We start from the raw sequence: 15975 nt of genomic DNA, 5'->3' as shown, positions 1-15975 counted from the left end.
GGCTGCACAACTTGATCGAATTCCAGAGAACTGCCCCGACGTATCACGCGACCCCAAAGTTGAGTTTGTGATAGATCAATCTTTATGCGCAAGGCGGCTTTGCCCGCTTTCCCCATCACAGTTGAGTTTGGTATCCAAACCCCCTATCTCAGCCGCACAAGGCGCAAAGGACATCATTCGTGGCAAACCACCTGTACAAGAACGACCTGCCCGACGGGCTGGACCTAGGGCCCATTGTGGCCATCGACTGTGAAACCATGGGCCTGAACCCACATCGGGACCGCCTGTGCGTGATCCAAATGTCCGGTGGTGACGGCGACGCGCACATCGTGCAGGTCGAAAAGGGTCAGACATCGGCGCCAAACCTGTGCGCGATGCTGGAAAATCCGGATGTGCTCAAGCTGTTTCACTTTGGCCGCTTTGACATCGCCGCGATGTACAACGCCTTTGGCGCGCTGACCGCGCCTGTATACTGCACCAAGATCGCCAGCCGACTGGTGCGCACCTATACCGACCGCCACGGGCTTAAGAACCTGACGCAAGAGTTGATCGGCGTCGACATCTCGAAACAGCAACAGATGAGCGATTGGGGCGCCGAAACCCTGACGCCCGCGCAACTCGACTATGCCGCATCCGACGTCCTACACCTGCACCAACTGCGCGATGAGCTGAACAAGCGCCTGGCGCGCGAAGGTCGGACCGAGATGGCCCAGGCCTGTTTTGATTTTCTTCCCATGCGCGCCAAGCTGGATTTGGCAGGCTGGCCTGAAACGGATATCTTTGCACACTCATGACCGATCCACAGTCCTTTCTCAGCACCGCCCGCCAGGTGATCACAGACGAGGCCCAAGCGCTTGAGTCCTTGGCCGAAGGGCTGGATGATCGCTTTGCACAAGCAGTTGATCTGATCCTGAACACCAAGGGTCGCGTTATCGTCAGCGGCATCGGCAAATCGGGCCACATCGGCCACAAGATCGCCGCCACCCTGGCCAGCACCGGCACGCCCGCCTATTTCGTGCACCCGGCCGAGGCAAGCCACGGCGATCTGGGCATGCTGTCCGAAGGGGATGTTGTTCTGGCGATTTCGAACTCGGGCGAGGCACCAGAGTTGGCGAACCTGCTGGCGTTTACGCGTCGCTTCTCGATCCCTCTTATCGGTCTGTCCAGCCGCATGGACAGCACGCTGATGAAGAACGCCGATGTGCACCTGCAGATCCCCGCACGGGGCGAAGCCTGTGGCTTTGGCATGGTGCCATCCATCTCGACAACGCTGACGCTAGCGATGGGGGATGCACTGGCGATTGCATTGATGAAGTATCGCGACTTCCGGCCCGAGAATTTCCGCGAGTTCCACCCTGGTGGCAAGCTAGGCGCGCGACTGAGCAAGGTCAGCGATCTGATGCATGCGGGCGATGCTCTGCCACTGATCACCGCCGATACGCCGATGAGCGAGGCGCTGATCGAGATCAGCCAAAAGGGCTTTGGCGTTGTGGGCGTAACCGGCGCGGATGGATCGCTGGCAGGGATCATCACCGATGGTGACTTGCGGCGAAACATGGACGGGTTGCTGGATCTGAATGCAGAACAGGTCATGACCGCCAACCCGACCACGATCACAGCCGATTCGCTGGCCGAGGAGGCGGTGGCCGTGATGAACCAGCGAAAGATCACCTGCCTGTTTGTGACCGATGAGGCCACAAAAAGCTCGGCGCAGGGCTTGCTGCATATCCACGACTGCCTGCGCGTCGGTCTGGGATAAGGGGCCGGGGATTTGGACGGCTATTCACGCATGGTGCAACTGTTAAAGGTGCTTCTGCCTTTGGCAGCACTTGCGCTGTTGTCGACCCTGTTCCTGCTGTCCCGCAGCGTCGACCCAAATGCCACAATCCCGTTTGCCGAACAGGACATGGCAGATCGGATGCGCGACCAACAAGTGACCAAACCCTATTTCTCGGGCACCACTGCCAAGGGCGAAGAAGTGCTGGTCACCGCATTGATCGCCCGGCCTGGCGGGCCAAATTCCCCGGCCGAGGCGACAAACCTGGACGCCAAGATCAAACTTATCGACGGCAAGATCATCCGCCTGACCTCGGATTTGGGGAGCGTTGCGCTGGATCAGGACATGGCCGTGTTCTCGGGCGACGTTCGGATCACATCAACCGATGGCACCGAAATCCGGACCGAAGTGCTGCACACGACGCTGAGCGGGATCAAGGGATCGACCCCCGGAACAGTCACCGGAACCGGCCCAATTGGTGATTTCACGGCCGGAAACATGGAAATGGGTGCAAAAAACGACGATGGACCCATCCACATGGTATTCAAAAACGGCGTGAAGCTGATATATGATCCCCAAAAGCAAGAAAGATAACCTGTGTTCTATTTTCGCGCTCTGATTATCAGCATCTCTTTGGTCCTGGGCGCGGCACCGGTGTCGGCACAGGGCACTAACGTTGCATTCGGTGCGATCAAAGCCGACCCATCCCTGCCGGTAGAAGTGACAGCTGATACGCTCGACGTGAACCAGGAGAACGGATCCGCGGAATTCAAGGGTAACGTCTTGGTGGGGCAAGGTGAAATGCGCCTGTCTGCGCAGCGCGTTCTTGTCATCTACAACCAGGAACAATCCGGCATCCAACGCATGGAAGCAACGGGCGACGTTGTGCTGGTCAGCGGACCTGATGCCGCTCAGGCGCAGCGCGCAGATTACACCATCGATACAGGCGTCATCGTGATGACCGGAAACGTGTTGCTGACCCAAGGCGAAAACGCCCTGACTTCGAACAAGATGACCGTCAATCTGATCACCGGAACGGCGCAGATGGTTGGCCGAGTGAAAACAATTTTGAACTCGGACAAGAATTGATGGCAAAACCGAAACTCAGCGTGACCGAAGGCTCATCCGGGCTGAAAATCGAGAAGCTGCGCAAGTCTTACAGTAAAAAGACGGTGATTCGGGACGTGTCGATGTCTCTGGACCGATCCGAGGTTGTGGCGCTGTTGGGCCCGAACGGATCCGGCAAAACGACAACATTCTACTCCATCGCTGGTTTGGTGTTCCCCGAAGCTGGATCAGTCACCATCGACGGTCAGAATGTCACCACACTGCCGATGTATCGGCGTGCACGTTTGGGGATCGGATATCTGCCGCAGGAAATGTCGATCTTTCGCGGCCTGAGCGTCGAAGACAATATTTCGGCTGTACTGGATGTGACCGTCAAACACGCGCACAAGCGCAAGGAACGGCTTGAAGAATTGCTGTCAGACTTTTCCGTCGAGCACCTGCGACGCGCCCCTGCGCTGGCCCTGTCGGGCGGCGAACGCCGCCGCGTTGAAATTGCCCGCTGCCTGGCCGCCGACCCCAAATATCTGCTGCTGGACGAGCCTTTTGCAGGTGTTGACCCGATCAGTGTTGGTGACATCCGCCACCTTGTGGCTGATCTGAAAAAGCGCGGCATTGGCGTGTTGATCACTGACCACAATGTGCGCGAAACGCTCGAGATCGTGGACCGCGCCTATATCTTGCATGACGGTCAGGTCCTGATGTCCGGCACACCGGAAGAGGTCGTGGACAACGAAAACGTGCGCCGCGTGTATCTGGGCGAAAACTTCCGCATTTCATGACCTTACGACGGATGACCGCCGAAAGCGACGAAGATTCACACAACTTCTTTGCTGCTTTGCGATTGACTCTCGGCGCGTCTCTTGCCTCAATCGGGGTATGGCAAACTTGCGGTTCGATGCTGTCTTGGTGAGCCCCTTCGCTGAAGGGTCGAATGGGACGCAATCTGCGCAAATGCCTAATCCAATCACCCGTTATTGACAGGCGCACCCAATCCTTTGGGCGTGAATGCGGGTGAGAATTGTGAAGGAGATCACATGCGTTACCAAATCAGCGGAAAACAGATTGATATCGGTGAAGCCCTGCAAACACACGTGCAGACGGAACTGGGCGATGCGGTCGCAAAATACGCGGAACGCCCCACCGACGCCAATGTCGTCTTTTCCCGCTCGGCGCATGAATATGTGTGCGAAACAACTGTTCATCTTTCAACCGGCCTGACGGCGCAAGCCAAGGCGCATGCCAACGAGATTTATGCCGCGTTCGAGGCCTGCTGCGATAAAATGGAGACCCAGCTGCGCCGCTACAAGCGCCGCCTGAAGGATCACCACAAGGATCGATCCGAGCCGGTTGAACTCTTTGGCGCGTCCTCGTATATCCTCGCGTCGGAAGGACAGAACACCGACAGTGAGCCCGAGTCGCTTCAGCCGATTATTGTGGCCGAGATGGAAACTAAAATTCCGTCGCTTTCGGTTGGCGAGGCCGTTATGCAAATGGAGCTGGCTGGTGCCCCGGTGCTGGTCTTTCGGAACGAAGGCAAGGATGGGTTGAACGTGGTGTACCGTCGAGATGACGGAAACATCGGCTGGATCGACCCGTAATAGGCAAGAATTATCAGATGGCTGCCCTCTGGCCCAATTGATCAGAGGGCGCCCACGCGGAGCAAGCAAGAGATGGAGCTTTCAAGCATCCTCAAGCCTGAGGCGGTCAAGGTATTTGCCGCCGCCTCGAGCAAGAAACGTCTGTTCCAGGAAATCGCCGAAGTGGCACATACCTCGCATGGGTTTGACCCACAGTCGACGGTCGAGGCCCTGATGGAACGCGAAAGCCTGGGACCCACTGGCGTTGGCCATGGTGTAGCCCTGCCTCACGCCCGTATGGCTGGCGTAGAGCATGTCACCGGTGTGTTTGTCATGCTGGAAAAACCGATGGATTTCGGCTCGGTTGACCGGCAACCGGTGGACATTGCCTTTACCCTGTTTGCCCCTGAAGAGGCGGGCGTAGAGCACCTGAAGGCGCTGGCCTTGGTATCGCGCACCCTGCGCGAGCAGCCGCTGTGCACCAAACTGCGTGCCAATCTGGATCAGACCAAGCTCTATGCAATCCTGACCGAGGCGCAATCGGTTCAAGCCGCCTGATCCTGGATCACCCATCTCTGGAATCAAAAAAGGCCCCGTCCTGGGCCTTTTTTTGTTTGTAACTGGATCGGGCTTAGCCGCCCATTTCCAATGTCCACCAAATCTTGCCGCTTTTTTCCTGGAACCAGGCAAACCCCATGTTGATGGCTGTCGGGTCCAAAATTACGCCACGCGTGCCCGGCTCTTCCATCCAGGCGGCCAGGGTTTCCAACTCGGTCTCGTAGGTTTCCGAGATCGCCTCACCCACCAGCGGCCCAGGGTATCCGGCCCGCGCAATCCGATCCAGCGGCGACGAACCATCCGAACCAAAGTGCCAGGGGCGGTTCTGTGCAGCCATGTCACGCGAATGCGTCGCAGCAGCCGCATTCAGCTGCGCGTTCAACTGCACCGGAGACAGGCCCGAGGCCGAGCGAAGTGCATTGACCGAGTCCAGCATGCGGAACTGCAGCTTCGAGGCGTTGCCGCGAATCTTGTAAACCTTGGGCAGCGGCTGGCCATCAGCCCCCAACCGATCTGGCCCCGATGTGGGGGTACAGGCCGCAAGGCCCAGAAACAGAACCGTCAAAAGAGAAATCAGTCGCGTCATAAGGCACCCCGGAACATCTATCGGATCATGAGATAGCGCGACACAGGTGCAGGCGCAAATGCAACTCTGCCACAATCTGCGCTTTCATGCCGGTTTGATTTGCGACTGAGGCTTTCGCGCCATATTATGGCTCGGATACTGGGTTTGAACACATAAAGGTCTGCAACCATGGTCAAAAAGTCATTCGAATCCCCGACTCGCCGCAGTTTTTTGATTGGCGCAACCGCCACTTTGGGTACGCCTGCCATCGCTCAATACGTGCCAAACGACCCATTACGCCCGGCCCCCGAGCCAGAGCCGGCGGTTCGTCGCAATATTTCAAGCTTCCGTGCGAAGAGTTGGAAACCTTACTTCAGCAACACCAGAAACGGTGCGATTCTGGTCGATACCACGTCGCGTGCGCTGCATTATTGGTCGGACGATCAGTCGATCTACAAGCTCTACCCCTCATCAGTGCCCCTGACCGAGGAACTGACCCGGCTTGGCCGCACCAGCGTCATCCGCAAGGTCGAAGGCCCCAGCTGGTCGCCAACCCCTTCGATGAAAAAGCGTAATCCCGAGTGGCCGGACCATATTCCGCCGGGCCCGGACAACCCATTGGGCACGCACGCGCTGTACCTAAGCTGGAAATACTACCGCATCCACGGCACCCACGACACGCGCAAAATCGGACGCCGGTCGTCGAACGGCTGCATTGGTCTGTACAACGAGCATATCTCCGAATTGTTCTCAATGGCCAAGGTGGGCACGCAAGTGTTGCTAATTTGACGACATTTCAGCGCGGTGAATCAGGTTTGGGGTAAGTAGCGTTTGCAATTCAACCCTATAGCTGATTAGAAAAAACCACGAGGTAAGTCTTGGCTGTGCGGTTCATTATGTCGAATCGCGCAAATTCTGGAGGTTAATATGAAAAAACTCGTTCTTGCTGCTGCTCTGACTGCTGCTGCTTCGACCGCATACGCGGGCAACATCGCTGAGCCGATCGTTGAGCCCCCGGTCATCGTTGAAGAAACTCAGTCGTCGTCGTCGGGCATCGTCCTGCCGCTGCTGCTGCTGGTTCTGGTCGGCGCCGCTGTTGCATCGTCCTAAGATTTTCAGCTTCGGCTGATACGGAAAAGGCGGTGGTCACCCACCGCCTTTTTCATTTTTGGGAACCCTGCTTAGACGTCAGTCGATCCAGCCCGACAGGTTTTCCGCCACAACGGTGCTCAGTGCCTCGATATGCGCGTCGTCATCGTTAAGGCAGGGAATGTAGGTGAACTGCTCACCACCCGCCTCTTCAAAGCTTTCCTTGATCTCTTCATTGATCTCTTCGAGCGTTTCGATGCAATCGGCTGAAAAGGCCGGTGCGCAGACGGCGATGTTCTTTTTGCCCTGCTTCGCCAAATCCGCCACGTGGTCGACCGTATACGGTTTCAGCCATTCCTCGGGTCCAAACCGCGATTGAAAAGTCGAAACGATCTCGGTCTCATCCCAACCCAGACGCTCGCGCAGAAGCCTGGTCGTTTTCACGCATTGGCAGTGATAGGGATCGCCCTGCTGCAAATACCGTTCGGGCATACCGTGGTAGGAACACACCAGAATGTCGGGGCGCGTCGCCATATCCGCATATGCGCTCTCGATCGACTGCGCCAGAGCCTCGACATAGGCCGGATGGTCGAAGTACGGCGCGACCGTGCGGCTAGCGGGCTGCCAGGCCTCTTGCATCAGGGCGCGGAAAAATTGGTCATTGGCAGTGGCCGAGGTCGCGCCGGCGTAGTGCGGATAAAGCGGAAAAAACAAGATCTTGTCGCATCCCGCCTCGACCATTTCTCGAACCTTAGACTGCGTTGATGGGTTGCCATAGCGCATACAGAAATCAACCATCACCCGGTCGCCATAGCGCTCGGTCAAACTTGCCGCCATCTTGGCTGTCTGATCCTTGGTGATCGTCATCAACGGGCTTTCGCCCTTGTCGTGGTTCCAGATGGATTTGTAAGCCGCACCAGACGTGAAAGGGCGTTTGGTCAGGATGATCAGCTGTAGCAGAGGCTGCCATTTCCATTTCGGATAGTCGATCACCCGCTGGTCCGACAGAAACTCGTTCAGGTAACGCCGCATCGGCCAATATGAATAGTCATCCGGCGTGCCCAGATTGGCCAGCAACACGCCGACCTTGCCGAACTTCACCTTTGGATGGTCGGTTGGGGCATGGGCGGGGCGGGTGGCATCAAACATGTTTGGCGTCCTGAATATATCGTGTGTCGCAGGTGAGATAAGCGGAAAACCCATTGGGTCAATCCGACAATTTGCCTTCGGTCGTTTTGAGAGCATCCGCCAGCCGCGCCTTTGCCGACCCGGGGCGCAGCGGTTTGGGTTGGCTTTCGTCCGGGGACCACCCCGTCAGGCAGATCAGATCAAAGGTTGCGGGCAGACGTCCCTGATTCGTGGCAAAGCTGCTCTGGTACAGCTCTTGCGCGCGCTGGAATACGCCCCGGCGCGTCGGGTGGCGCAAACGCGCAGACAAGGCGTTGCCTTCCCCCATCGCGCGCAGATCACGCATCAGATGCCAGATGTCCCGGTATTCGGCCCGAAAGTCCACGTTGTCGGCCACTGGCAAAGCAAACCCGGCCCTTTGGAGCAAACCACCCAGGTCGCGAATCTCTGCCATCGGAGCGATTCGCGGCGACAAGCCACCGGACACTTCAACCTCGGCCTGCCCCAAAGCGGCGCGCAGTTCACGCAGCGTCTCACCGCCGAGCGCAATCGCCAGCAACAGGCCATCGGGCTTGAGTGCACGACGACATTGGATCAACTGCCCAACCGGGTCATTGGCCCAATGCAGACCCATCGCATGCACCACCAGATCATGCGCCCCGGGCTCCAGATCCAGCACCTCGGCATCCTGTATCACCCGAGCACCCGGAACCGCACTGCCCCAGACCAGCGGCAAAGGCGTCACGACTGCTGGCGTCGTAAAGGTTCTGTTAACCATCGAGAGGCGATCTTGGACTTCGTCGATGGCCGCATCATGCAGGAACAAGGCATCCGGCTGAATGCGGCGGCGATAGGTAGCCCGAGCAGCGCTGTCGACCAATTCTGGTGTGTTTTGGAGTGGCAATCTCATGAGGTGCAGATAATCCCATGTGGAGCAGGATTCAAACCGCTGTCGAGATGATCTACCCCCCACGCTGTCTGGGGTGTGGGGATCTGGTGACCTCGGACTTTGGCCTTTGCGGCTCGTGTTGGCGCGACACCCCGTTCATCGCAGGCACCGTGTGCGAGGCGTGCGGCACCCCCTTACCCGGCCAACAGGACGGGTATCGGATCGAATGCGATGACTGCATGGGCACGCCGCGCCCTTGGAAAGATGGGCGCTCGGCCCTGCTTTATACAGGCCGAGCACGGCGGATGATTCTGGCACTTAAGCATGGTGACCGACCCGAATTGGCCCGCCCCGCTGCCCTGTGGATGGCCAAGGCCGCCAAATACATGATGCACGACAAGATGCTGATTGCGCCGGTGCCGTTGCATTGGACGCGTCTGCTGAAACGCCGCTACAACCAATCGGCTCTGCTAGCTCAGAACCTGTCGGATGAAACCGGCCTGCCCCACTGCCCCGACCTGATGGTTCGCAGCAAAAAAACCCCGATGCTTGAAGGGAAAACCCTGCAAGAACGTACTGAAATCCTGTCCCAAGCCATCGAAGTACACCCCAAGCGACGACATCGGATGATCAAACGGGACATTCTGCTAGTGGATGATGTGATGACATCCGGCGCAACCCTGACGGCCTGTGCGCAGGCCTGCCTGGCCGCCGGAGCAAATCATATTTTCGTGCTCACACTGGCGCGCGTTGCCAAGGATGCCTAATTCCCCCTAGATTACGCCAAATCTGCCAAGGGAACGACCATGAAAGCCGTTGAAATCTACACCTCGCCGCTCTGCGGTTTTTGCCATGCGGCCAAGCGCCTCCTGAACCAGAAGGGCGTCGAATTCACCGAGATTGACGTGATGCGGAACCCGGACCGCAAGCCCGAGATGATCCAACGCGCCAATGGTGGCCGCACCGTGCCGCAGATCTTTGTCGGCGAAACCCACGTGGGCGGCTGTGACGATCTGTATGATCTGGAACGCTCGGGCAAGCTCGACCCGCTGCTGGCCGCCTGATGAAAACTGCGCTGCTGCAAATCACCTCGTCTGACGATCCTGCCGCAAACCTGGAGATGGTGCGCGGCATGATCACCGAGGCTGCAAAGGGTGGCGCCAAGTTCGTCTTGACGCCCGAGGTCACCAATTGCGTCTCGACCAGCACCACGCGCCAGCGCGAGGTGCTGCAGCATCAAGAGGATGACGTCACGCTGGCCGGTCTGCGCGAGCAGGCGGCCGAGCTGGGGGTCTGGCTCCTGATCGGGTCACTGGGGATCAAGACGCATGACGCGGATGGCCGGTTCGCCAACCGCTCGTTCATGATCGATCCTCAGGGTGAGATCGTCGCGCAATACGACAAAATCCACATGTTCGATGTTCACGTGACCGAACAGGAAACATTCCGCGAATCCGCCAACTATCGCCCTGGAACGCAGGCTGTGGTGGCCGAGACCGACTTTGGCAAGGTCGGCATGACCATCTGCTACGACGTCCGCTTTCCACACTTGCACGCCAAACTGGCGCAAGAGGGCGCAACGATCCTGACGGTGCCAGCAGCCTTCTCTCCGGTCACAGGTGCCGCACATTGGGAACCTTTGCTGCGCGCCCGCGCCATTGAGACCGGATGCTGGGTTCTTGCCCCCGGTCAATGTGGCGAGCACCCCAAAACCCGCGGCAAGACCCGCTATACCCACGGTCATTCACTGGTTGTTGCGCCATGGGGAGAGGTCGTGATTGACGCAGGTACTGAACCGGGCATTCACTATTTTGATCTGGATGATACATCTGTTACAGACGCACGACGCAAAGTGCCGTCTCTGACTCACGTTCGGCCGTTCGACGGTCCCTGACCCAGATCTGGAAATGACAGACGAAACCAATGCCTTGGCGGTCACGCTGTTCAGCGAGATTCTGACCGTAGACCAACTGTTGCGCAACCGGCTGAGCCGGGTGCTGCCCAAAGGCATGGAAATCTCGCATTTCTCGGTTCTGAACCATCTGGCCTATGCCGGGACAGAACGCACCCCGGCGCAATTGGCGTCGGCGTTCCATGTCACACGTGGTGCCATGACCAACACACTCGCGAAACTGGAATGGGCAGGATACATCCACATCCGCCCCGACTGGGATGACGCTCGCCGCAAAATGGTCGCCATCAGCCCCGCAGGCCGCCAGGCTAGGGATCAGGCGATCTCTTCCATTGCGCCGCTGATCAATCAGGTCGTCGGGGAGCTGGGGCTGGACCGTGTCCGGTCTACCCTGCCCGTGTTGCGCGATCTACGTATCAAGCTCGAAGATGGTTGAGACAAGCCAAATTACTCGGGTTTGATGCTCGCGGTCACATAGTTCACGCTCAGATCGCGGTCCGAGATCGACCAGTTCCACAGGATCGGGTTGAACACGAACCCCTTACGATCGACCGGGTCCAAACCTGCCTGACGCAACAGATCAAACAGCTCGTCAGGCGTGATGAATTTATTCCATTCATGCGTGCCCTTGGGCAGCCATCGCATCACCACTTCGGCCCCGAAAATTGCCACGGCATAGGATTTCGGGTTGCGGTTGATGGTCGAACAAATCTCCAACCCGCCGGGTTTCAGCAACTGCTGCGTCGCGGTCAGATAGCTGAGTGGATCGGCCACATGCTCGACCACCTCCATGTTCAGAACCACGTCGAACTGCTCGCCTGCCTCGGCCAAAGCCTCGGCCGTGGTGTGGCGATAATCGATGTCCAATCCCGACTGTTCGGCGTGAATGCGCGCGACGGGCAGGTTCCCCTGCGCCGCATCGGCGCCCACAACCTCGGCCCCCAGACGCGCCATCGGTTCGCTGAGCAGCCCGCCACCGCAACCGATGTCCAATAGTCGCAGACCTTCGAACGGGCGCGTCCCTGCCAGGTCGCGCTCGAACTCACCGGCGATTTGTTGCGTAATATAGTCCAACCGGCACGGGTTGAGCATGTGCAGCGGCTTGAATTTGCCGTTGGGGTCCCACCATTCGGCGGCCATCGCTTCGAATTTCGCGATCTCCGAAGGGTCAACAGTGTTCGCAGGCGCTTGCATTCCTGTCTCCGTGTGCTCTTTTACGTCTTAGGACTATATAGGGCCATAATGGACAAGTACTCGGACCAAAAGCGCGCAGTGCAATTTCTTTACCCGCCGATCGAACCTTTCGATCAGCAGTTGATGGATGTTGGGCAGGGTCATCGCGTTTATTTTGAACAGTGTGGCAACCCAAACGGCATTCCCGTCGTGGTGCTGCACGGCGGCCCTGGTGGCGGGTGCAGCCCGGCGATGCGGCGCTATTTCGACCCCGAAGTGTACCGGGTGATTCTCTTTGATCAGCGCGGATGTGGCCGGTCGCGGCCTCATGCCTCGGTCGAAAACAACACAACCCATCACCTGGTCGCAGATATCGAGTTGATCCGGCGGCAATTGGACATCGACGCCTGGATCGCCTTTGGCGGCAGCTGGGGCGCGACGCTCGCCCTGATTTACGCTCAGGCGCACCCGGATCGCGTGACGCATCTGGTGTTGCGCGGCGTGTTCCTGATGACGCAGGCCGAACTTGATTGGTTCTATGGCGGCGGCGCAGGCAAGTTCTGGCCGGAAACTTGGGCCAAGTTCGCCTCGCTCATTCCCGAAAACGAACAACACGACATGATCGCCGCCTATCACAAGCGGCTGTTCTCTGGCGATCGCCCGCTTGAAACCCGCTATGCCCGCGCCTGGTCGGCGTGGGAGAATGCGCTGGCCTCGATCCACTCATCCGGTACCAGCGGCGAAAGCCCCGGCGATTACGCCCGCGCGTTTGCCCGGTTGGAGAACCACTATTTCATCAACAACGGCTTTCTCGACGTTGATGGGCAGATCCTGGCCAACATGGGGCGAATCTCGCATATTCCCGGCGTTATCGTTCAGGGGCGCTATGACATGATCTGCCCACCTTCTTCCGCCTGGAAGCTCAGCAACCTGTGGCCCGCATCCGAGCTGCGGATGGTCCGCAACGCCGGTCACGCCCTGTCAGAACCGGGCATCAGCGCCGAACTGGTGCGCAGCATGGACCGGATCGCCGAGGTGCTGACATGACCCGTATCGACCGCCGCGCGCTCTTTTCCACCGGCGCGGCCGCTGCGTTGCTGGCTGCAACTGGGGTTTCGCTGGACGCCGCGCCAAAGACGGGCGGTACGCTCCGCTTGGCCGTGCCAAAGGACGGGTCGCTGGACCGCGTCGCGCGCGGCGCCATGTTCGACACACTGACCGAAATTGCGCCCGACGGCACGTTGCGCGGAGAACTGGCACAAAGCTGGCAAAGCTCAGAGGACGCCCGGGTCTGGACCTTTGATCTGCGCGCGGATGTGCTGTTTCACGATGACGCGCCGCTCACTGCGCAAGACATCATAGAGGCCATGTCGCATCTACCGGACCTAAGCCGGATCGAGACCCTGACAGATCACCAACTGCGGGTCGAACTGACCAAAGCTGCACCGGGTTTGCCATTCACGCTGGCTGAAGACGCCTTTTGCATCGCCCGAGACACCATCGGCACCGGCTGCTACCGCGCCACGCATTTGCAAGACGGACGGCATTTCCGGGGGGAAAAGGTCACGGATCACTACAAAGTCGGTCAAGCCGGGTGGCTGGACCGGATCGAGGTCATCATGATCCCCGACGCACGTGTCCGTGCCGAGGCGCTGTGCGACGGCTATGTCGACGTCGCCGCCCTGCCCGCACCAAACGGCCTGCGGGAGCGTACCAAGTACCGCTATCATCCGTCTGAACATGACATGGCCTTGGCCGTTGCCGACACAGTGGGCCTGCCGCGCCAAATTAGCTCACTTGGAGCGTTGGATAATGGGCGAATCGCGGAACGGTGGTGGATGATATAGCCTCCGAATCTCACAATTTCACACTGCCCCTTGCAGACTCATCCCATCCGCCGTATATGCCTTGATAACAGCGGCGCGTCGGGTCTCTCGGATCGGAAGCTCCACCGGAATTACGACGGGCCGCGCGCCCGTTTTTTTGTGCCCGGAGCTTGGGTAGAACCGACAATGACAAACGACCTGATAGCAAAAGCAGCCATCGACCGCAGGTTGGCCGAGATCATCACGCCCGTGATCGAAGATCTGGGCTATGAGCTGGTTCGCATCCGCCTGATGAGCGGCAAAGAAACCACTCTGCAGATCATGGCCGACAAGGCCGGTGGCGGCATCGAAGTTGACGATTGCGGCGAAATCTCGAACGCGGTCAGCGCCACGCTGGACGTCGAAGACCCGATCCTGGACGCCTATACGCTCGAGGTATCGAGCCCCGGCATCGACCGCCCGCTGACGCGGCTGAAAGACTTCGACATGTTCGAAGGCTACGAGGCCAAGCTGGAAACAACCGAACTCATCGATGGACGCCGCCGCTTTAAGGGCGAGTTGGCAGGCATCGAAGGGGAAGAGGTTCTGATCAACATCGACCAGAACGGCGAGACCGTGACCATCGGGTTGCAATTCGACTGGCTCAGCGACGCCAAACTGGTGCTGACAGACGAGTTGATCAAGGAAATGCTACGCCAACGCAAAGACGCGGGCGTGCTCAACGAAGACGCATTCGACGACATCGAGACCGAAGGGTCCCAAGAGGAGACGAAGTAATGGCAATCACCTCTGCAAACCAGCTGGAGCTGTTGCAAACCGCCGAGGCCGTGGCCCGCGAAAAGATGATCGACCCCGGTCTGGTGGTCGAAGCGATGGAAGAATCCCTCGCCCGTGCCGCGAAGTCCCGCTACGGCGCCGAGATGGACATCCGCGTCAGCATCGACCGCAAGACCGGCAAGGCGACATTCACTCGCGTCCGCACCGTGGTCGAAGACGAAGAGCTGGAAAACTATCAGTCGGAATTCACCGTCGAGCAGGCCAAACAGTACATGGCTGACCCGCAGGTTGGTGACACCTTTGTCGAAGAGGTTCCGCCGGTTGAAATGGGTCGGATTGCAGCACAGTCAGCCAAGCAGGTGATCCTGCAAAAGGTCCGCGAAGCCGAGCGTGACCGCCAGTACGAAGAATTCAAGGACCGCGCAGGCACCATCATCAACGGTGTCGTCAAGCGCGAGGAATACGGCAACGTCATCGTCGACGTGGGTGCCGGCGAGGCGATCCTGCGCCGCAACGAAAAGATCGGCCGCGAAAGCTATCGCCCGAACGACCGTGTGCGCTGCTACATCAAGGATGTGCGCCGCGAAGTGCGTGGCCCGCAAATTTTCCTGAGCCGCACCGCGCCCGAGTTCATGGCCGAGCTGTTCAAGATGGAAGTGCCGGAAATCTATGACGGCATCATCGAAATCAAGGCCGTGGCCCGTGACCCGGGTTCGCGCGCCAAGATTGCCGTGATCAGCTATGATGGTTCGATCGACCCTGTGGGTGCCTGCGTTGGTATGCGCGGCAGCCGCGTGCAGGCCGTTGTGAACGAACTGCAGGGTGAAAAGATCGACATCATCCCGTGGAACGAAGATCAGCCGACCTTCCTGGTGAACGCGCTTCAGCCCGCCGAGGTGTCCAAGGTGGTTCTGGACGAAGAAGCCGGCAAGATCGAAGTTGTCGTTCCCGAAGAGCAGCTGTCGCTGGCCATTGGCCGCCGTGGTCAGAACGTGCGTCTGGCCTCGCAGCTGACCGCGCTGGACATCGACATCATGACCGAGGCCGAAGAATCGGCGCGCCGTCAGAAAGAATTCGAAGCCCGGACCAAACTGTTCATGGACAGCCTGGACCTGGATGAATTCTTTGCTCAGCTGCTTGTCTCCGAAGGGTTCACCAACCTCGAAGAGGTGGCCTATGTCGAGATCGACGAACTGCTGGTCATCGACGGTGTTGACGAAGGCACCGCCGAAGAGCTGCAGACCCGCGCCCGCGAGTTCCTGGAAGCCCAGGCCAAAGCCGCTTTGGACAATGCCCGTGCTCTGGGTGTCGAAGAGAGCCTTATTGAATTCGAAGGCCTGACACCCCAAATGATCGAGGCGCTGGCCAAAGACGACGTGAAAACGCTCGAAGACTTTGCAACCTGCGCCGACTGGGAGCTGGCCGGTGGCTGGACGTCGGTCGATGGTGAACGGGTCAAGGACGACGGTATTCTGGAGCCCTTCGACGTTTCGCTGGAAGAGGCACAGGATCTTGTGATGACCGCCCGCGTTCTGCTGGGTTGGGTTGATCCGGCCGAGTTGGAAGCCGCAGCCGAGGAAGACGGCGCGGACGGCGACACTGACGAAAACACCGACCCGGAGGCCGGGGCCTGATC

General features: G+C 58.9%; 21 protein-coding genes. 17 read left to right on the top strand and 4 right to left on the bottom strand.

Annotated elements, in window-relative coordinates; translation table 11 throughout:
* Positions 1 to 179 precede the first annotated feature (179 nt).
* The 7 genes from TRL7639_RS20460 to TRL7639_RS20430 all read left to right on the top strand — a co-directional run bounded on the left by TRL7639_RS20460 (position 180) and on the right by TRL7639_RS20430 (position 4980).
* Positions 180 to 794, top strand: a complete 615-nt coding sequence (locus TRL7639_RS20460) for a ribonuclease D (RefSeq protein ID WP_085797757.1) — start codon at positions 180 to 182, stop codon at positions 792 to 794.
* Positions 791 to 1759: a KpsF/GutQ family sugar-phosphate isomerase gene (locus TRL7639_RS20455; RefSeq protein ID WP_085797756.1), complete on the top strand. Its 969-nt coding sequence runs from the start codon at positions 791 to 793 to the stop codon at positions 1757 to 1759. Before TRL7639_RS20460 ends, TRL7639_RS20455 begins: the two co-directional genes overlap by 4 nt.
* Positions 1760 to 1789: 30 nt before the next feature.
* A complete protein-coding gene (lptC, locus tag TRL7639_RS20450; RefSeq protein WP_235820471.1) occupies positions 1790 to 2371 on the top strand; it encodes an LPS export ABC transporter periplasmic protein LptC in 582 nt (193 codons plus the stop codon).
* A gap of 3 nt (positions 2372 to 2374) precedes the next feature.
* The gene (locus tag TRL7639_RS20445) at positions 2375 to 2866 is read left to right on the top strand and encodes an LptA/OstA family protein (RefSeq protein WP_085797754.1); all 492 of its coding nucleotides are present in this window, start codon (positions 2375 to 2377) and stop codon (positions 2864 to 2866) included.
* The gene (gene lptB / locus TRL7639_RS20440) at positions 2866 to 3624 is read left to right on the top strand and encodes an LPS export ABC transporter ATP-binding protein (RefSeq protein WP_085797753.1); all 759 of its coding nucleotides are present in this window, start codon (positions 2866 to 2868) and stop codon (positions 3622 to 3624) included. The genes TRL7639_RS20445 and lptB overlap by 1 nt, the downstream gene beginning before the upstream one ends.
* A gap of 255 nt (positions 3625 to 3879) precedes the next feature.
* Complete coding sequence (gene hpf, locus TRL7639_RS20435) at positions 3880 to 4443, top strand: ribosome hibernation-promoting factor, HPF/YfiA family (protein ID WP_085797752.1); 564 nt, start codon at positions 3880 to 3882, stop codon at positions 4441 to 4443.
* Positions 4444 to 4515: 72 nt separating this feature from the next.
* Positions 4516 to 4980: a PTS sugar transporter subunit IIA gene (locus TRL7639_RS20430; RefSeq protein WP_085797751.1), complete on the top strand. Its 465-nt coding sequence runs from the start codon at positions 4516 to 4518 to the stop codon at positions 4978 to 4980.
* Between the two features lie 73 nt (positions 4981 to 5053).
* Here TRL7639_RS20430 and dalA read toward each other — a convergent pair whose 3' ends face one another.
* Complete coding sequence (dalA, locus tag TRL7639_RS20425; RefSeq protein ID WP_085797750.1) at positions 5054 to 5566, bottom strand: divisome-associated lipoprotein DalA; 513 nt, start codon at positions 5564 to 5566, stop codon at positions 5054 to 5056.
* Between the two features lie 168 nt (positions 5567 to 5734).
* On the opposite strand from dalA, the gene TRL7639_RS20420 reads away from it, so the two are divergent.
* Complete coding sequence (locus tag TRL7639_RS20420) at positions 5735 to 6334, top strand: L,D-transpeptidase (RefSeq protein WP_085797749.1); 600 nt, start codon at positions 5735 to 5737, stop codon at positions 6332 to 6334.
* 138 nt (positions 6335 to 6472) lie between these two features.
* A complete protein-coding gene (locus TRL7639_RS20415) occupies positions 6473 to 6655 on the top strand; it encodes a hypothetical protein (protein WP_085797748.1) in 183 nt (60 codons plus the stop codon).
* Between the two features lie 78 nt (positions 6656 to 6733).
* Here TRL7639_RS20415 and hemH read toward each other — a convergent pair whose 3' ends face one another.
* Both hemH and TRL7639_RS20405 read right to left on the bottom strand, forming a co-directional pair.
* Positions 6734 to 7783: a ferrochelatase gene (hemH, locus tag TRL7639_RS20410; RefSeq protein ID WP_085797747.1), complete on the bottom strand. Its 1050-nt coding sequence runs from the start codon at positions 7781 to 7783 to the stop codon at positions 6734 to 6736.
* A 58-nt stretch (positions 7784 to 7841) separates the two neighbouring features.
* A complete protein-coding gene (locus TRL7639_RS20405; protein WP_085797746.1) occupies positions 7842 to 8672 on the bottom strand; it encodes a methyltransferase domain-containing protein in 831 nt (276 codons plus the stop codon).
* 17 nt (positions 8673 to 8689) lie between these two features.
* Here TRL7639_RS20405 and TRL7639_RS20400 point away from each other — a divergent pair, with 17 nt between their 5' ends.
* From TRL7639_RS20400 to TRL7639_RS20385, 4 genes are read left to right on the top strand one after another with little or no spacing between them, the layout of a single operon-like run.
* Complete coding sequence (locus TRL7639_RS20400) at positions 8690 to 9418, top strand: ComF family protein (protein ID WP_085797745.1); 729 nt, start codon at positions 8690 to 8692, stop codon at positions 9416 to 9418.
* A gap of 39 nt (positions 9419 to 9457) precedes the next feature.
* Positions 9458 to 9715 carry a glutaredoxin 3 gene (gene grxC, locus TRL7639_RS20395; RefSeq protein ID WP_085797744.1) on the top strand — a complete coding sequence of 86 codons (258 nt, stop codon included), beginning with the start codon at positions 9458 to 9460 and terminating at the stop codon, positions 9713 to 9715.
* Positions 9715 to 10545: a carbon-nitrogen hydrolase family protein gene (locus tag TRL7639_RS20390; protein WP_085797743.1), complete on the top strand. Its 831-nt coding sequence runs from the start codon at positions 9715 to 9717 to the stop codon at positions 10543 to 10545. The genes grxC and TRL7639_RS20390 overlap by 1 nt, the downstream gene beginning before the upstream one ends.
* Before the next feature lie 13 nt (positions 10546 to 10558).
* Complete coding sequence (locus TRL7639_RS20385) at positions 10559 to 10999, top strand: MarR family winged helix-turn-helix transcriptional regulator (protein WP_085797742.1); 441 nt, start codon at positions 10559 to 10561, stop codon at positions 10997 to 10999.
* An 11-nt stretch (positions 11000 to 11010) separates the two neighbouring features.
* Here the strand turns inward: TRL7639_RS20385 and ubiG are convergent, their stop codons facing one another.
* Positions 11011 to 11757: a bifunctional 2-polyprenyl-6-hydroxyphenol methylase/3-demethylubiquinol 3-O-methyltransferase UbiG gene (gene ubiG / locus TRL7639_RS20380; RefSeq protein WP_085797741.1), complete on the bottom strand. Its 747-nt coding sequence runs from the start codon at positions 11755 to 11757 to the stop codon at positions 11011 to 11013.
* 48 nt (positions 11758 to 11805) lie between these two features.
* Between ubiG and pip the strand changes: the two genes are divergently transcribed.
* The 4 genes from pip (at position 11806) to nusA (ending at position 15973) form a co-directional block, all read left to right on the top strand.
* Positions 11806 to 12783, top strand: coding sequence for a prolyl aminopeptidase (gene pip, locus TRL7639_RS20375; RefSeq protein WP_085797740.1), 978 nt, complete (start codon positions 11806 to 11808; stop codon positions 12781 to 12783).
* Positions 12780 to 13583, top strand: a complete 804-nt coding sequence (locus TRL7639_RS20370) for an ABC transporter substrate-binding protein (protein WP_085797739.1) — start codon at positions 12780 to 12782, stop codon at positions 13581 to 13583. Before pip ends, TRL7639_RS20370 begins: the two co-directional genes overlap by 4 nt.
* 165 nt (positions 13584 to 13748) lie before the next feature.
* Complete coding sequence (gene rimP / locus TRL7639_RS20365; protein WP_085797738.1) at positions 13749 to 14339, top strand: ribosome maturation factor RimP; 591 nt, start codon at positions 13749 to 13751, stop codon at positions 14337 to 14339.
* Entirely contained in the window at positions 14339 to 15973 is a 1635-nt protein-coding gene (nusA, locus tag TRL7639_RS20360) for a transcription termination factor NusA (RefSeq protein WP_085797737.1), read from the top strand. Before rimP ends, nusA begins: the two co-directional genes overlap by 1 nt.
* The last annotated feature ends 2 nt before the right edge of the window (positions 15974 to 15975 follow it).

Origin of the sequence: Falsiruegeria litorea R37 (assembly GCF_900172225.1) — a bacterium.
GTDB lineage: Bacteria > Pseudomonadota > Alphaproteobacteria > Rhodobacterales > Rhodobacteraceae > Falsiruegeria > Falsiruegeria litorea.
Note: the sequence above shows the minus strand (reverse complement) of the source record. Positions and strands in the feature narration are given on the sequence as shown.

What these genes read in the sequence shown, in the direction of transcription:
- dalA (WP_085797750.1), bottom strand. Translation starts at nt 5,566, where the DNA reads ATGACGCGACTGATTTCTCTTTTGACGGTTCTGTTTCTGGGCCTTGCG.
- TRL7639_RS20370 (WP_085797739.1), top strand. Translation starts at nt 12,780, where the DNA reads ATGACCCGTATCGACCGCCGCGCGCTCTTTTCCACCGGCGCGGCCGCT.
- rimP (WP_085797738.1), top strand. Translation starts at nt 13,749, where the DNA reads ATGACAAACGACCTGATAGCAAAAGCAGCCATCGACCGCAGGTTGGCC.
- TRL7639_RS20455 (WP_085797756.1), top strand. Translation starts at nt 791, where the DNA reads ATGACCGATCCACAGTCCTTTCTCAGCACCGCCCGCCAGGTGATCACA.
- nusA (WP_085797737.1), top strand. Translation starts at nt 14,339, where the DNA reads ATGGCAATCACCTCTGCAAACCAGCTGGAGCTGTTGCAAACCGCCGAG.
- grxC (WP_085797744.1), top strand. Translation starts at nt 9,458, where the DNA reads ATGAAAGCCGTTGAAATCTACACCTCGCCGCTCTGCGGTTTTTGCCAT.
- TRL7639_RS20430 (WP_085797751.1), top strand. Translation starts at nt 4,516, where the DNA reads ATGGAGCTTTCAAGCATCCTCAAGCCTGAGGCGGTCAAGGTATTTGCC.
- lptB (WP_085797753.1), top strand. Translation starts at nt 2,866, where the DNA reads ATGGCAAAACCGAAACTCAGCGTGACCGAAGGCTCATCCGGGCTGAAA.
- TRL7639_RS20400 (WP_085797745.1), top strand. Translation starts at nt 8,690, where the DNA reads ATGTGGAGCAGGATTCAAACCGCTGTCGAGATGATCTACCCCCCACGC.
- TRL7639_RS20420 (WP_085797749.1), top strand. Translation starts at nt 5,735, where the DNA reads ATGGTCAAAAAGTCATTCGAATCCCCGACTCGCCGCAGTTTTTTGATT.
- TRL7639_RS20405 (WP_085797746.1), bottom strand. Translation starts at nt 8,672, where the DNA reads ATGAGATTGCCACTCCAAAACACACCAGAATTGGTCGACAGCGCTGCT.
- TRL7639_RS20385 (WP_085797742.1), top strand. Translation starts at nt 10,559, where the DNA reads ATGACAGACGAAACCAATGCCTTGGCGGTCACGCTGTTCAGCGAGATT.
- lptC (WP_235820471.1), top strand. Translation starts at nt 1,790, where the DNA reads ATGGTGCAACTGTTAAAGGTGCTTCTGCCTTTGGCAGCACTTGCGCTG.
- pip (WP_085797740.1), top strand. Translation starts at nt 11,806, where the DNA reads ATGGACAAGTACTCGGACCAAAAGCGCGCAGTGCAATTTCTTTACCCG.
- TRL7639_RS20390 (WP_085797743.1), top strand. Translation starts at nt 9,715, where the DNA reads ATGAAAACTGCGCTGCTGCAAATCACCTCGTCTGACGATCCTGCCGCA.
- hemH (WP_085797747.1), bottom strand. Translation starts at nt 7,783, where the DNA reads ATGTTTGATGCCACCCGCCCCGCCCATGCCCCAACCGACCATCCAAAG.
- hpf (WP_085797752.1), top strand. Translation starts at nt 3,880, where the DNA reads ATGCGTTACCAAATCAGCGGAAAACAGATTGATATCGGTGAAGCCCTG.
- TRL7639_RS20415 (WP_085797748.1), top strand. Translation starts at nt 6,473, where the DNA reads ATGAAAAAACTCGTTCTTGCTGCTGCTCTGACTGCTGCTGCTTCGACC.
- ubiG (WP_085797741.1), bottom strand. Translation starts at nt 11,757, where the DNA reads ATGCAAGCGCCTGCGAACACTGTTGACCCTTCGGAGATCGCGAAATTC.